Source organism: Variovorax sp. RCC_210, from assembly GCF_041355175.1.
Classification (GTDB): Bacteria; Pseudomonadota; Gammaproteobacteria; order Burkholderiales; family Burkholderiaceae_C; genus Variovorax.
Genome location: NZ_JBFUPJ010000001.1, coordinates 363419 through 376333 on the forward strand (window position 1 = coordinate 363419; position 12915 = coordinate 376333).

Sequence of the window (12915 nt, forward strand, 5' to 3'; positions counted from 1 at the left end):
GGTTGCTATGCTGGCCGCACAACAATCACCGGAGAGAGATCATGAGGATGCAGCGCTGGGGTGTCGCACGATGAGCGACGCCTATGAACACGTTTTCGTCGAGGCCAACGGCATCCGCTTTCATGTGGTGCAGGCCGGTCCGCCCGACGGGCCGGTGGCGATGCTGCTGCACGGCTTTCCCGAGTTCTGGCGCGGCTGGGCAAGCCAGATCGATGCGCTGGCCGCCGCCGGCTACCGCGTCTGGGTGCCCGACCAGCGCGGCTATGGCGAGAGCGACAAGCCGCAGGGCGTGGACGCCTACGCGCTCGAGACGCTGGCCGACGACATCTGCGCGCTGATCCGTAACACCGGTCGCGACACGGTGACGCTGCTCGGCCACGACTGGGGCGGCGTGGTGAGCTGGCGCGTGGCGGCACGCAACCCGGAACTGGTGGAGCGCCTGGTCATCGTCAATTCGCCGCACCTGGCGGTGATGCTGCGCCACATGTCGGTCGGGCGACAGCGCCTGCGCAGCTGGTACATGCACTTCTTCCGCATTCCGCGCCTGCCCGAGCGGCTGCTGCGCCGGCACGATTTCCGGGGGCTGGTGCGGGTGCTGAGAAGCGGCAGCAGGCCGGGCGCTTTCTCCGACGAGGAAATCGCGCAGTACCGCGAGGCCTGGAGCCGCCCGGGCGCGCTGACCGCCATGCTCGACTGGTATCGCGCGCTGATGCGCGACCGCTCGCGCATCCATGCGGACACGCGCATTCCCATGCCGACGCTGCTGCTGTGGGGCGTGCAGGACGAGGCGCTCGGCATCGAGATGGCCCAGCCCAGCATCGCGCTGTGCGACCGCGGCGAACTGCAGCGCATCGAGGGCGCGGGGCACTGGGTGCTGCACGAGGAGGGCGCCGACGTGAGCTGGCGCATCCTCGGGTTCCTGAGGGGCGACGCGGTGGCCGTGGCCGAGCCCGCGGCACGCCCTGTCGCAGCCGTCAGGGCATAAAGGTTTCACTCCGCATGGTGCCTTGGTGCCGCGGGTCGACGTGCCCCGCGCGGCGCGCGCCACAATAGTCGCCATGTCAGACGTGCACTCCGATCAATTGCTCAGCGAAGTCGCGGCCCTGCCGCAGTTGCCGGGTGTCTATCGCTATTTCGACGCCGCGGGCGCGGTGCTTTATGTGGGCAAGGCGCGCAACCTCAAGAAGCGCGTGGCCAACTACTTCCAGAAGAGCCACGGCGGCACGCGCATCGGCCACATGATCTCGAAGATCGCGCGCATGGAAACCACCGTGGTGCGTTCCGAGGCCGAGGCGCTGCTGCTCGAGAACAACCTCATCAAGACGCTCAAGCCGCGCTACAACATCCTGTTCCGGGACGACAAGAGCTACCCCTACCTGAAGATCGCGTCGCACCAGTTTCCACGGCTGGCCTACTACCGCGGCGCGGTCGACAAGAAGCACCGCTACTTCGGGCCGTACCCGAGCGCATGGGCGGTGAAGGAATCGATACAGCTGCTGCAGAAGGTGTTCCGCCTGCGCACTTGCGAAGACACCGTGTACGCCAACCGCACGCGCCCGTGCCTGCTGTACCAGATCAAGCGGTGCAGCGGACCCTGCGTAGGCCACATCGCGCCCGACGCCTATGCGCAGGACGTGGCCAGCGCCGAGGCCTTCCTCATGGGCGACACGCAACTCGTGCTTTCGAAGCTCGAGCAGCGCATGACCACGCATGCCGAGAAGCTCGAGTTCGAGCAGGCGGCCGAACTGCGCAACCAGATGTCGGCCATCTCGCGCGTGCTGCACCAGCAGTCCATCGAGATCGCCTCGGACAAGGACGTGGACATCCTGGCCGTGCAGGTGCAGGGCGGCAAGGCCTGCGTGAACCTGGCCATGGTGCGCGGCGGCCGGCACCTGGGCGACCGGCCGTACTTTCCGGTGCACGTGGAAGACGCGGCGCAGATTCATCACGGCGAGCTGGACGACGATGAAAGTGAAGGCGGGGCGTCGTTCGTCGCCGACGCCATCGAGGTGCAGGTGCTCGAGGCCTTCATCGCTCAGCACTACATCGACGTGCCCGTGCCGGCCACGCTGGTGCTGAGCGAGCAGGTGAGCCGCGAGCTGATCGAGGCGATTTCGCTGCAGGCCGGCGGCCGCGTGACGGCGGTGTTCCAGCCGCGCGAGCAGCGCCGCCACTGGCTCGAAATGGCCCAGACCAACGCCAAGCTGCAGCTCGCCCGGCTGCTCGCCGAAGAGGGTTCGCAGCAGGCGCGCACGCGCGCGCTGGCCGATGCGCTGGAGCTGGCGTCGGAAGACCTGGACGAGTTTCGCGTCGAGTGCTTCGACATCTCGCACACCGCCGGCGAAGCCACGCAGGCCTCGTGCGTGGTGTTCGCGCACCACACGATGCAGAACCGCGAATACCGCCGCTACAACATCGAAGGCATCACGCCCGGCGACGACTACGCCGCCATGCGCCAGGTGCTGCACCGCCGCTACGGCAAGCTGGCCGAGGCGATGGCCGCCGAGACCGAGGAGCTTCCGCCCGGCGATGTCGAAAGCGAAGAGGCCGAGGCAGTGCCGGACGCGCCAGACGCGCCGGATACGACGGATACGCCAACCGTCCCGAAGACTCGCACCGCGCGCATGCCCGACCTGGTGCTGGTCGACGGCGGCAAGGGCCAGGTGTCGATGGCGCGCGAGGTGTTCAGCGAACTCGGGCTGCCGCTGTCGCTGATCGTCGGGGTCGAGAAAGGCGAGGGCCGCAAGGTCGGCCTCGAAGAGCTCGTGTTCGCCGACGGCCGCGAGAAGGTCTACCTGGGCAAGGACTCGGCCGCGCTGATGCTTGTCGCGCAGATTCGCGACGAGGCGCACCGCTTTGCGATCACCGGCATGCGGGCCAAGCGCGCGAAGGTGCGCGTGGGCGGCAGCCAGCTCGAGGACATTCCGGGCATCGGCCCGAAGCGCCGCGCGCGGCTGCTCCAACGCTTCGGCGGCATCCGCGGCGTGGCGGCGGCAAGCGTGGAAGACATCGCGTCGGTGGAGGGCATCGCGTCCGACCTGGCGGAAGAAATCTACAAGGCGCTGCACTGACGGCAACGCAGGCGAGACCTTCGTTCGAGGGTTAATGCCGCCATGACACAATCAAGAAATGTTCTGGACCCTTCCGACCATCATGACCTGGACGCGCATCGTCGCGATCCCTTTGATCGTCGGCGTGTTCTACCTGCCGATCAGCGAGCCGATGCGCAACCTGATCGCCACGGTGATGTTCATCGTCTTCGCCGCCACCGACTGGCTCGACGGCTACCTGGCGCGCAAGCTCAACCAGACCTCGGCCTTCGGCGCCTTCCTCGACCCCGTGGCCGACAAGTTCCTGGTGTGCGCCTCGCTGCTGGTGCTCGTGCATCTGCAGCGCGCCGATGTGTTCGTGGCGCTGATCATCATCGGCCGCGAGATCGCCATTTCTGCCCTCCGCGAATGGATGGCGCAGATCGGTGCCAGCAAGAGCGTGGCGGTGCACATGATCGGCAAGGTGAAGACCACCGTGCAGATGGTGGCCATTCCGTTCCTGCTGTATGACGGGCGGCTGTTCAAGGTGATCGACACCGGCCTGTGGGGCCAGTGGCTGATCTGGATCTCCGCGGTGCTCACCATCTGGTCGATGGTGTATTACCTGCAGAAGGCCATTCCGGAAATCCGGGCCCGCACCAAATGACTTCGGCGGCCACGGCCCGCAACGCGGGTTGGCTGCGGGCGATGCCGGCCGTGTTCGTGCTGATATGGAGCACGGGTTTCATCGTTGCGCGCTACGGCATGCCGTATGCGCCACCCCTCAAGTTCCTCGCCGTTCGCTATGCGTTGTCGCTGGTGTGCTTCGGCCTGTGGGTCACGCTGGCCAAGGTCGCGTGGCCCAAGGCGCGCGCCCAGTGGGGCCACCTGGCGGTCACGGGCGTGCTGATGCAGGCGGGCTACCTGGGCGGTGTCTGGGCCGCGGTGCATGCGGGCATGGGCGCGGGGCTGGTGGCCTTGCTGGTCGGCATCCAGCCGGTGTTGACGGCGGTGTGGCTGGCCTTCAATGGCGGACGCATTTCGAACCGGCAATGGACCGGGCTCCTGCTCGGCTTCGCGGGGCTGGTGCTGGTGGTGTCGCGCAAGTTCGGGCAGGGCGCCGAAGTCAATGCGCTGACGATGGGGCTGGCGGTGATGGCGCTGCTGTCGATCACGGCGGGCACGCTGTACCAGAAGCGTTTCGTCGCGCCGTGCGACGTGCGCAGCGCCAGCGCGGTGCAGATGGCGGCGGCGCTGCTGGTCACGCTGCCGTTCGCGGCGCTGGAGTCGCAGGGCATCGAATGGAATGCGTACTCGGTCGGCGCGATGGCGTGGTCGGTGCTGGCGCTGTCGCTGGGCGGCAGCTCGCTGCTCTATATGTTGATCCAGCGCGGCACCGCCACCGCAGTAACCAGCCTGCTGTACCTGGTGCCGCCCTGCACCGCGGTGATGGCGTGGCTGCTGTTCTCGGAGCCGATCACGCTGGTCACGGTGCTGGGCATCGCGCTCACCGCCGTGGGCGTGAGCCTGGTGGTGCGCGGCGGCCGCTGAGCGGGGCCGGGTTCTTTCTCTTCGTTCAGCGCGAGCCGGTCTTGTCCGGCTTCCAGGGTTCCCCGCGAAATTGCTCCACCAGGTGGTCGACCAGCAGGCGCACGCGGCGCGGCGTCTTCGGGCGCCAGGGCGCGACCCAGTGGATGTCCGCGTCCGGCATGGCGTACTGCGGCAGCACGCGCACCAGTTCGCCGCTGGCAAGTTGCGGCGCGATGTCCCACAGGCTGCGCAACATCACCCCGTGCCCGGCCAGGCACCAGTCGCGCACCATTTCACCTGAGTTGCTGGCCAGCGGGCCCTGCACACGCACGCGCGCGGTGCCGCCGTCGCGCGCTTGGCGCAAGCTCCAGAGCGCGTGCTGGCGTTGGCCGCTGGCGTGGCTGTCGCCGTTCTCGCGTGCGACCAGGCAGTCATGCGAAGCCAATGCCTCCACGGTGGCCGGCGTGCCGCGACGCTCCAGGTAAGCGGGCGCGGCGGCCAGCACGCGCCGGTTGCGCGCGATGCGGCGCGTGACCCAGTCGGCCGCGCGGCGTTGCTGCACTGCCCACAACCACACGGCGCCGTCGTAGCTTTCTGCGCCGAGGTCGGGCAGCTGCTCGGTGAGCACCAGTTCGATCTGCAGGGCAGGGTGGCGCGCCTGAAAGCTCGCCAGCGCCGGCCCGAGCCAGCGCCTGCCGAAGCCGAAGGTCGCGGCCAGGCGGATGGTGCCGGTCAGCTCGTTCTGCCGTTCGCCGAGTTCACTTTCGAGCGCGGCAAAGCCGTCGAGCAGCACGCGCGCATGCAGGCACACCGCCTCGCCTTCGGCCGTGACGCTGAGCCTGCGCGTGGTGCGGTCGAACAGGCGCTGGCCCAGCCGCGCCTCCAGCGCGCCCAGCCGCTTGGTGACGACCGAGGGCACCACGTCGAGCGTCGCGGCTGCGCCCGCCAGGCTGCCCTGGTCGCGAATGGCGAGCACCAGCGCCAGGTCGCCGCGGTCCATCGAGGGAGTATTCATGCCGAATCGGAAAGTATGAATTGGCCGATTGTTGCTTGATGATCGCGGAGGCGCAACGCACAATCGTCGCCGTGACCGCCTCCTTTTTTTCCTTTCCCACGTTCGACATCGAGCGCAACGGCGTGCGCATCCATGGCCGCATCGGCGGTAGCGGCGCGCCGCTGTTGTTGCTTCACGGTCATCCACAGACGCACGCCATCTGGCACCGGGTGGCGCCCGCGCTGGCCGAGCGCTTCACCGTGGTCGCGGTCGACCTGCGGGGCTATGGCGATTCGGGCCGCCCGGCGGCCGATACCGAGCACGCGGTCTACGGCAAGCGCGAGATGGCGCTCGATGCGCTCGCCGCCATGCAGCACCACGGCTTCGAGCGATTCGGCGTGCTGGCGCACGACCGCGGCGCGCGCGTGGCGCACCGGCTTGCGGCCGACGACGCCCAGGCCGTCGAACGCATGCTGCTGCTCGACATCGCGCCCACGCTGTCGATGTACGAGAACACGTCCGAGGCGTTCGCCAAGGCCTACTGGCATTGGTTCTTCCTGATCCAGCCGCCGCCACTGCCCGAGGCGCTGATCGCGTCGGACCCGGTGCGCTACGTGCGCAGCGTGATGGGCGGCCGGCATGCGGGGCTCGCGCCCTTTGCGCCCGAGGTGCTCGCCGAGTACGAGCGCTGCGCAGGCATCGCGGGCACGGCCGAGTCGATCTGCGAAGACTACCGGGCGTCCGCCACCATCGACCTCGTGCACGACCGCGCCGACATCGCCGCTGGGCGGCAGCTTGCGCAGCCGCTGCGCGTGCTCTGGGGCGAGCATGGCGCGGTGGGCAAGGCTTTCGATGTGCTGGCGCTGTGGCGCGAGCGCGCCGCCGATGTGTCGGGCCGCGCGCTGCTGTGCGGCCACTACGTTCCCGAAGAGGCGCCGGGCGAGTTGCTCGCCGAGGCGCTGGCATTCTTTTCATCTCCATCTCCCCAACAGGCAGGAGCGACCCCATGACCACTCAGAGAATCGCAGTCATCGCCGGCGACGGCATCGGCAAGGAAACCACGCCCGAGGGCCTGCGCGTGCTCGAGGCCGCCGCGGTCAAGTTCGGCATCGACCTGAAGTTCGACCACTTCGACTTCTCGAGCTGGGACTACTACGAGAAGCACGGCCAGATGCTGCCCGACGACTGGAAGGACCAGATCGGTGGCCACGACGCCATCTTCTTCGGCGCGGTCGGATGGCCCGAGAAAATTGCCGACCACGTGTCGCTGTGGGGCTCGCTGCTGATGTTCCGCCGCGAGTTCGACCAGTACATCAACCTGCGCCCCGCGCGGCTCATGCCCGGCATCATCGCGCCCGTGGTGCGCCGCGACGGCACGCCGCGCGAGCCCGGCGAGATCGACATGTACATCGTGCGCGAGAACACCGAGGGCGAGTACTCGAGCATCGGCGGGCGCATGTACCAGGGCACGCCGCGCGAGATCGTCATGCAGGAAACCGTGATGTCCCGCGTGGGCGTGGACCGCGTGCTGAAGTTCGCCTTCGAGCTCGCGCAGTCGCGCCCCAAGAAGCACCTGACGAGCGCCACCAAGTCGAACGGCATCTCGATCACCATGCCCTACTGGGACGAGCGCGTGGCCGAGATGAGCAAGAACTACCCGGGCATCACGCTCGACAAGTTCCACATCGACATCCTCACCGCGCACTTCGTGCAGCGGCCCGACTTCTTCGACGTGGTGGTGGCGAGCAACCTGTTCGGCGACATCCTGTCGGACCTGGGCCCGGCGTGCACCGGTACCATCGGCATCGCGCCCAGCGCCAACCTCAACCCCGAGCGCACCACGCCGTCGCTGTTCGAACCGGTGCACGGCTCGGCGCCGGACATCGCGGGCAAGGGCATTGCGAACCCCATCGGGCAGATCTGGTGCGGCGCGATGATGCTGGAATTTCTGGGCCACAAGCAGGCGCACGACGCCATCCTGTCGACCATCGAGCAGGTGCTCGCGCCCCAAAGCGGAGCACCGCGCACGCCCGATATCGGTGGCACGGCGAGCACCGGCGACCTGGGCAAGGCGATCGCCAACGCGCTCTGAACCACTGCGAAAAAAGACTTCACGAAACGCCCCTAAAATCGCGCGCTCCGCTGATCTGCAAGGCCTCGCGTCTTATTGACACCCTGCAGACCAGTGGTTGTAATCCTCGATGGCAGTGCGCTGCCGAGGCGTCAGGCCTGCCAGGTTCTTGAGTCGCACACAGCGCGGCCAGGTCGCAGCTGACGAAAGCCGACCAACTTTTTTTCTACAAGGGGCCCTTGTGAACAAGACCGAACTGATTGAGCACATCGCAAAGAACGCCGATATTTCCAAAGCCGCAGCAACCCGTGCGCTCGAATCCACCATTGGCGCTATTCGTACCACGCTCAAGAAGGGCGGCTCTGTGTCGCTCGTCGGTTTCGGCACTTTCGCAGTCGGCAAGCGCGCGGCCCGCACCGGCCGAAATCCCCGCACCGGCGACGCGATTAAAATCAAGGCCGCCAAGATTCCGAAGTTCCGTCCGGGCAAGGCGCTGAAAGACGCGCTGAACTGACACGGTAGACTCGGAGAGTATTTCCGGTGGGGTGCTTAGCTCAGTTGGTAGAGCGGCGCCCTTACAAGGCGTAGGTCGGGGGTTCGAGCCCCTCAGCACCCACCACCCACCCGATGCAAAGGCGAACCGCAAGTTCGCCTTTTTTATTGCCGTCCGACATCCGTCGAAAAAGAGTGTTCAAGCATGTTTGATTTCTTCCGCAAGTACAACAAGATCGTCATGATTTTCTTGTTCTTGCTGATCATTCCCTCGTTCGTGCTCTTCGGTGTCGAGCGCTACCAGGGCAGCAGCGACGAGAAGGTGGCGCGCGTGGACGGCCAACCCATCACCAAGCCCGAGTGGGACCAGCAGCACCGCGTGGAAACCGACCGCATCCGCCAGCAGTCGCCCAACGTCGACCCGACGGTGCTCGACTCCGACGCGTTGCGCTACGCCACGCTGGAGCGCATGGTGCGCGACCGCGTGCTGGCTGCAGCTGCCGCCAAGGGCAACATGACGGTGTCCGAAGACCGCCTGTCGCGCATGTTCGCGCAGGACCAGGGCCTGGCGGCATTCCGCACGCCCGACGGCAAGTTCGATCGCGATGCCTTCCAGCGCGTGACCGGCCGCACCCCCGAGCAATACGAAGCCGGCGTGCGCTCGGACATGGCGACGCAGCAGGTGCTGCTGGGCGTGTCGGGCACGGCCTTCACGCCGCCTGCGCTGGCCGCCACCACCATCAACGCCTTCTATGACAGCCGCGAGATCCAGGTGGCCCGCTTCAACCCCGACAGCTCCGCATCGAAGGTGACGGTGAGCGACGCCGACATCGAGGCTTACTACAAGGACCACGCGGCGCGGTTCCAGGCGCCCGAGCGCGCCGACGTCGAGTACCTGCTGCTCGACCTGGAGGCCGCCAAGAAGAACATCGTGCTGAGCGACGCCGACCTGCAGGCCTACTACAAGGAAAACACCGCGCGCTTCGGCACGAAGGAAGAGCGCCGTGCGAGCCACATCCTGATCACCGCGCCGACCGGCATGGCCGCCGCCGACCGCGAAAAGGCGAAAGCCAAGGCCGAGCAGCTGCTGGCCGAAGTGAAGAAGGCGCCCAACACCTTCGCTGAAGTGGCACGCAAGAATTCGCAGGACCCCGGTTCGGCGGAAAAGGGCGGCGACCTCGACTTCGTCACGCGCGGCGCCATGGTGAAGCCGTTCGAAGACGCAATGTTCTCGCTCAAGAAGGGCGAGATCAGCGGCATCGTCGAGACCGAGTTCGGCTACCACATCATCCTGGTGACCGACATCAAGCCGGCCGTGGTGCCGCCTTTCGAACAGGTGCGCGCGAGCATCGAGAACGAAGCCCGCGCGCAGCAGGCCACGCAGGAATTCGCGAAGGCTGCCGAGGCTTTCACCGATGCCGTGTACCAGACGCCCGACAGCCTCAAGCCCGCTGCCGACAAACTGAAGCTCACGATCCAGACGGCCAAGAACGTGGCGCGCACGCCCGCACCCGGCGCCACCGGTGCGCTGGCCAGCCGCAACTTCCTGAGCGCGCTGTTTGCACCCGATTCGCTGGATCGCAAGCAGAACACCGAGGCCATCGAGGTCGGTTCGAGCCAGCTCGCATCGGGCCGCGTCACGCAGTACACGGCCGCGCACCCGGTGCCGCTGGCCGAAGTGAAGGACAAGATCCGCGCGCAGCTGGTCACCGAGCGTGCCGCCGTGCTCGCAAAGACCGAAGGCGAAGCCAAGCTCGCCGCCTGGACGACCAAGGCCGACGGCGCAACCTTCGGCGCGCCGGTGACGGTGTCGCGCCGCGAAGCGCAATCGCAACCGCTGGCGGTCATCGACGCCGCGCTGCGTGCCGACGCCTCCAAGCTGCCCGCGCTCGTGGGCGTGGACCTCGGCACCCAAGGCTATGCGGTGGTTCGCGTGACCAAGGTCGTGCCGCGCACGCCGCCGGCGCCCGAGCTCGCGAAGCAGGAGCAGGCACAGGTCGGCCAGTCGGTGTCCGCGGCCGAGGACGCTGCGTACTACAACCTGCTGAAGGAACGCTTCAAGGCGGAGATCCTGGTGCCGAAGCCGGCAGACGCGCTCCCCGTGGCCGCAGGCCGCTGAGCCAGCGCCTCTTCGTGAAAAAGCCCGGGCCGATGCCCGGGCTTTTTCATTTGCGGCGGCGCCAACGAGGCGGTCGCACGAGGGACAAGCCGGGTCTTCGCTTCTTGCCAGAATCGCCCCGCATGGGAACCCTCTACCTCGTGCGCCACGGGCAGGCCAGTTTCGGCGCTGCGGACTATGACAACCTGAGCGAACTCGGGCATCGGCAGGCCGTGCGCCTGGGCGAGTACTGGCGTGAGCGCGGCATGGTGTTCGACGCGGTCATCACCGGCACCTTGAAACGCCATCGCCAGACATGGGAAGGCATTGCGAAAGGACTGGGCCTGGCGCGCGACGACGTGCTGCCCTGGCCGGGCCTGAACGAATACGACAGCGAGGCGGTCATCGCCACCATCCACGAAGGCAAGCTCCAGAAGCCGGATTCGCCCGAGATGTACCGCCACCACTTCAGGCTGCTGCGCGAAGGGTTGAATGCGTGGATGCAGGGCCGGGCCGAGCCGGTCGGCATGCCGAGCTATGTCGACTTTCTGGCGGGCGTGACGACTGCGCTGGACCACGTGCGGGATAAGCACCATGGCGCGAAAGTGCTGGTGGTGTCGAGTGGCGGGCCGATCAGCACCGCGGTCGGCCACGTGCTGGGCACGAGCGCTGAGACCACCGTCGAGCTCAACCTGCGCATCCGCAATTCATCGGTGACGGAATTCGCCTTCACGCCCAAGCGGCACATGCTCGTGACCTACAACACGCTGCCGCATCTGGACGGGCCGGCGTACGAGGATTGGGTCACCTACTCCTGAATGCGTGCGCGGGCTCAGGCCTGCCACACGCCGTAGCCCGCCTTGCGCAGCGCGATGCCGAGATCGACCTCCATCAGGCGAGCGTCTTCGTAGGTCAGCGGGTTGTAGCGCTCATAGAGCGCGGGCAGCAGGTGCAAGCCGAATTGCTGCACGAAGCTGTTGGCCTGGACGCCGGCCTTGTGCTTGTCGAAGCGGATGTCAGGGTCCAGGCCGGTCATGCCGACATAGACGAAAGGCTTGCCGAGCTGGTAGTCGGGGTTGGCGCGACGGAACCGGGCGTTGTTCCAGACGCGATCGTCGAGCTCGACCACGTAGACGTGGTGCCTGGCTCGCGGTTTGCGGGGCTGCGCCGGCTTGGGTGGCTTGGTGTCTGCGTTGGCGTCGGCACCGGCCGCCCCCTTGGCGCGGCGCGGCCGCGTCGGCATCAGCTCTTGCGCTTGATGAGGCCGTAGAGAACCAGCAGCACGATCGCGCCCAGCACGGAGGCGATGAAGCCGGCGCCCTGGCCCGCGGTGTACCAGCCCATCGACTGGCCGACGTAGGTGACGATCAGCGAGCCGGCGATGCCGATGATGGTGGTGACGATGAAGCCCGCGGAATCGTCGCCCGGCTTGACAGCGCGCGCCACAAGACCCACGACGAACCCGATCAGAATGGTCCAGACGATGCTCATGAAGAAATTCCTTTGGTGGTGAAGTGGCGTGGCAAAAGCCATGATAGCGGCTCGATTTGAGCGCGCGTGTACGCCGACGCAGATGAATTTCGGAGCAGTGGAATTTTGGCTTGCTGTCGTGGCGCGGGCCTGCGCGGCGTCCTACAGCCGCGTCTTGGTCGGCAAGGTACACCGTTGCCTATGCTCGAAAAACTCCCAGATGTCATCGGCCACGCGTTGCACGGCGTGCGCGCCGGTCTCGACAACATTGTTTTCAACACCCTCGGCATGCGCGAGGGAATGGCGTCGATTGCACTGAGCAGCGTCGCGTTCGTCGACCATGGGCCGTTGCAGCCGCGCTTCACTGCCGATGCGCCCGACGGGGAGGGCGTTTCACCGCCGTTGCAGTGGACGGGGCTGCCGTCAGGCACGGCGTCGGTGGTGTTGATCGTGGAGGATGCCGATTCGCCCACGCCCAATCCGCTGGTGCATGCCATCGTGGTGGGCTTGCCGGTCGGCGATGGTTCGTTGGCCGAGGCGGCGATTCCGAGCGAAGGGAATGATGGGTTGGGTGTGCAGGTCGGTCGCAATTCGGCGCTGCAGTCGGCCTGGCTGCCGCCCGATCCGCCGCCGGGGCACGGCGTGCACCGGTATGCGTTTCAGTTGTTTGCGCTAGCGGACGCGCCGGAATTTTCTGAAGCGCCGGGGCGCGACGAGGTCGTCGAGACGCTGCATGCGCATGCGATCGCCAGCGGGTTGTTGATCGGCACGCATGAGCGGCCCGACGGCACGGTGAAGATTCAGGAGGGCGCGGCAGTACCGAGCGGACCGTTGGCGGCGGGCTGATGTGGCGTTCAAGCAGCGTCTTTTTCATTGAGTAGTGAAAAGCGCGATTTTTGACGCTACAATCAAAGGCTCTACGGTGGCTGTAGCTCAGCTGGTAGAGTCCCAGATTGTGATTCTGGTCGTCGTGGGTTCGAGTCCCATCAGCCACCCCAAAAAATTTCTCTTTAGCGCTATTGCTCAATAGCATTCAAAGAGTTGCACCGCCGGGCTTGCCCCGGCGTTGTCATTTCCGGACCGCCGTTTTCTACCAGCGGACTCCGATCGATCTCCTTTCCCTCTCCTATAAGCGCCCAAAGTGGTGCGCGCGTGTTGCGAGTTGTTGCATCAACGCAATGCGAATTCAATTTTTTCGCTCGGATAAAGGCTTGCGGCAAAAGTAAACTGA

13 protein-coding genes and 2 tRNA genes are annotated in these 12915 nt (G+C 66.5%); 12 read left to right on the forward strand and 3 right to left on the reverse strand.

Annotation, left to right across the window (positions count from 1 at the left end; genetic code table 11):
• The first annotated feature begins 70 nt into the window (after positions 1-70).
• The 4 genes from AB6807_RS01755 (at position 71) to AB6807_RS01770 (ending at position 4580) form a co-directional block, all read left to right on the forward strand.
• Positions 71-985, forward strand: coding sequence for an alpha/beta fold hydrolase (locus AB6807_RS01755; protein ID WP_371083280.1), 915 nt, complete (start codon positions 71-73; stop codon positions 983-985).
• 73 nt (positions 986-1058) lie between these two features.
• Complete coding sequence (gene uvrC / locus AB6807_RS01760; protein ID WP_371083281.1) at positions 1059-3071, forward strand: excinuclease ABC subunit UvrC; 2013 nt, start codon at positions 1059-1061, stop codon at positions 3069-3071.
• 58 nt (positions 3072-3129) lie between these two features.
• Positions 3130-3696, forward strand: coding sequence for a CDP-diacylglycerol--glycerol-3-phosphate 3-phosphatidyltransferase (gene pgsA / locus AB6807_RS01765; protein WP_116907956.1), 567 nt, complete (start codon positions 3130-3132; stop codon positions 3694-3696).
• Positions 3693-4580, forward strand: coding sequence for a DMT family transporter (locus AB6807_RS01770; protein ID WP_371083282.1), 888 nt, complete (start codon positions 3693-3695; stop codon positions 4578-4580). Before pgsA ends, AB6807_RS01770 begins: the two co-directional genes overlap by 4 nt.
• A gap of 25 nt (positions 4581-4605) precedes the next feature.
• Here AB6807_RS01770 and AB6807_RS01775 read toward each other — a convergent pair whose 3' ends face one another.
• Positions 4606-5574, reverse strand: a complete 969-nt coding sequence (locus AB6807_RS01775; protein WP_371083283.1) for a LysR substrate-binding domain-containing protein — start codon at positions 5572-5574, stop codon at positions 4606-4608.
• A gap of 71 nt (positions 5575-5645) precedes the next feature.
• Here AB6807_RS01775 and AB6807_RS01780 point away from each other — a divergent pair, with 71 nt between their 5' ends.
• The 6 genes from AB6807_RS01780 to AB6807_RS01805 all read left to right on the forward strand — a co-directional run bounded on the left by AB6807_RS01780 (position 5646) and on the right by AB6807_RS01805 (position 11032).
• Positions 5646-6563, forward strand: a complete 918-nt coding sequence (locus AB6807_RS01780; protein WP_371083284.1) for an alpha/beta fold hydrolase — start codon at positions 5646-5648, stop codon at positions 6561-6563.
• On the forward strand, positions 6560-7645 hold the full coding sequence (locus AB6807_RS01785) for a tartrate dehydrogenase (RefSeq protein WP_371083285.1): 1086 nt from the start codon (positions 6560-6562) through the stop codon (positions 7643-7645). Before AB6807_RS01780 ends, AB6807_RS01785 begins: the two co-directional genes overlap by 4 nt.
• A gap of 220 nt (positions 7646-7865) precedes the next feature.
• Positions 7866-8138, forward strand: a complete 273-nt coding sequence (locus AB6807_RS01790) for an HU family DNA-binding protein (RefSeq protein WP_007830705.1) — start codon at positions 7866-7868, stop codon at positions 8136-8138.
• Positions 8139-8167: 29 nt separating this feature from the next.
• A tRNA-Val gene (locus AB6807_RS01795) sits at positions 8168-8243 on the forward strand.
• A 78-nt stretch (positions 8244-8321) separates the two neighbouring features.
• Positions 8322-10235 (forward strand): SurA N-terminal domain-containing protein, encoded by a 1914-nt coding sequence (locus AB6807_RS01800; protein WP_371083286.1) that lies wholly within the window; start codon positions 8322-8324, stop codon positions 10233-10235.
• Positions 10236-10357: 122 nt separating this feature from the next.
• On the forward strand, positions 10358-11032 hold the full coding sequence (locus AB6807_RS01805) for a histidine phosphatase family protein (RefSeq protein ID WP_371083287.1): 675 nt from the start codon (positions 10358-10360) through the stop codon (positions 11030-11032).
• Between the two features lie 14 nt (positions 11033-11046).
• Here the strand turns inward: AB6807_RS01805 and AB6807_RS01810 are convergent, their stop codons facing one another.
• Positions 11047-11343 carry a hypothetical protein gene (locus AB6807_RS01810; protein ID WP_371084133.1) on the reverse strand — a complete coding sequence of 99 codons (297 nt, stop codon included), beginning with the start codon at positions 11341-11343 and terminating at the stop codon, positions 11047-11049.
• Positions 11344-11456: 113 nt separating this feature from the next.
• Positions 11457-11705: a GlsB/YeaQ/YmgE family stress response membrane protein gene (locus AB6807_RS01815; protein ID WP_116907950.1), complete on the reverse strand. Its 249-nt coding sequence runs from the start codon at positions 11703-11705 to the stop codon at positions 11457-11459.
• A gap of 180 nt (positions 11706-11885) precedes the next feature.
• Here AB6807_RS01815 and AB6807_RS01820 point away from each other — a divergent pair, with 180 nt between their 5' ends.
• A complete protein-coding gene (locus AB6807_RS01820) occupies positions 11886-12530 on the forward strand; it encodes a YbhB/YbcL family Raf kinase inhibitor-like protein (protein ID WP_371083288.1) in 645 nt (214 codons plus the stop codon).
• Between the two features lie 76 nt (positions 12531-12606).
• Positions 12607-12682 (forward strand) — tRNA-His (locus AB6807_RS01825).
• Positions 12683-12915 lie beyond the last annotated feature (233 nt).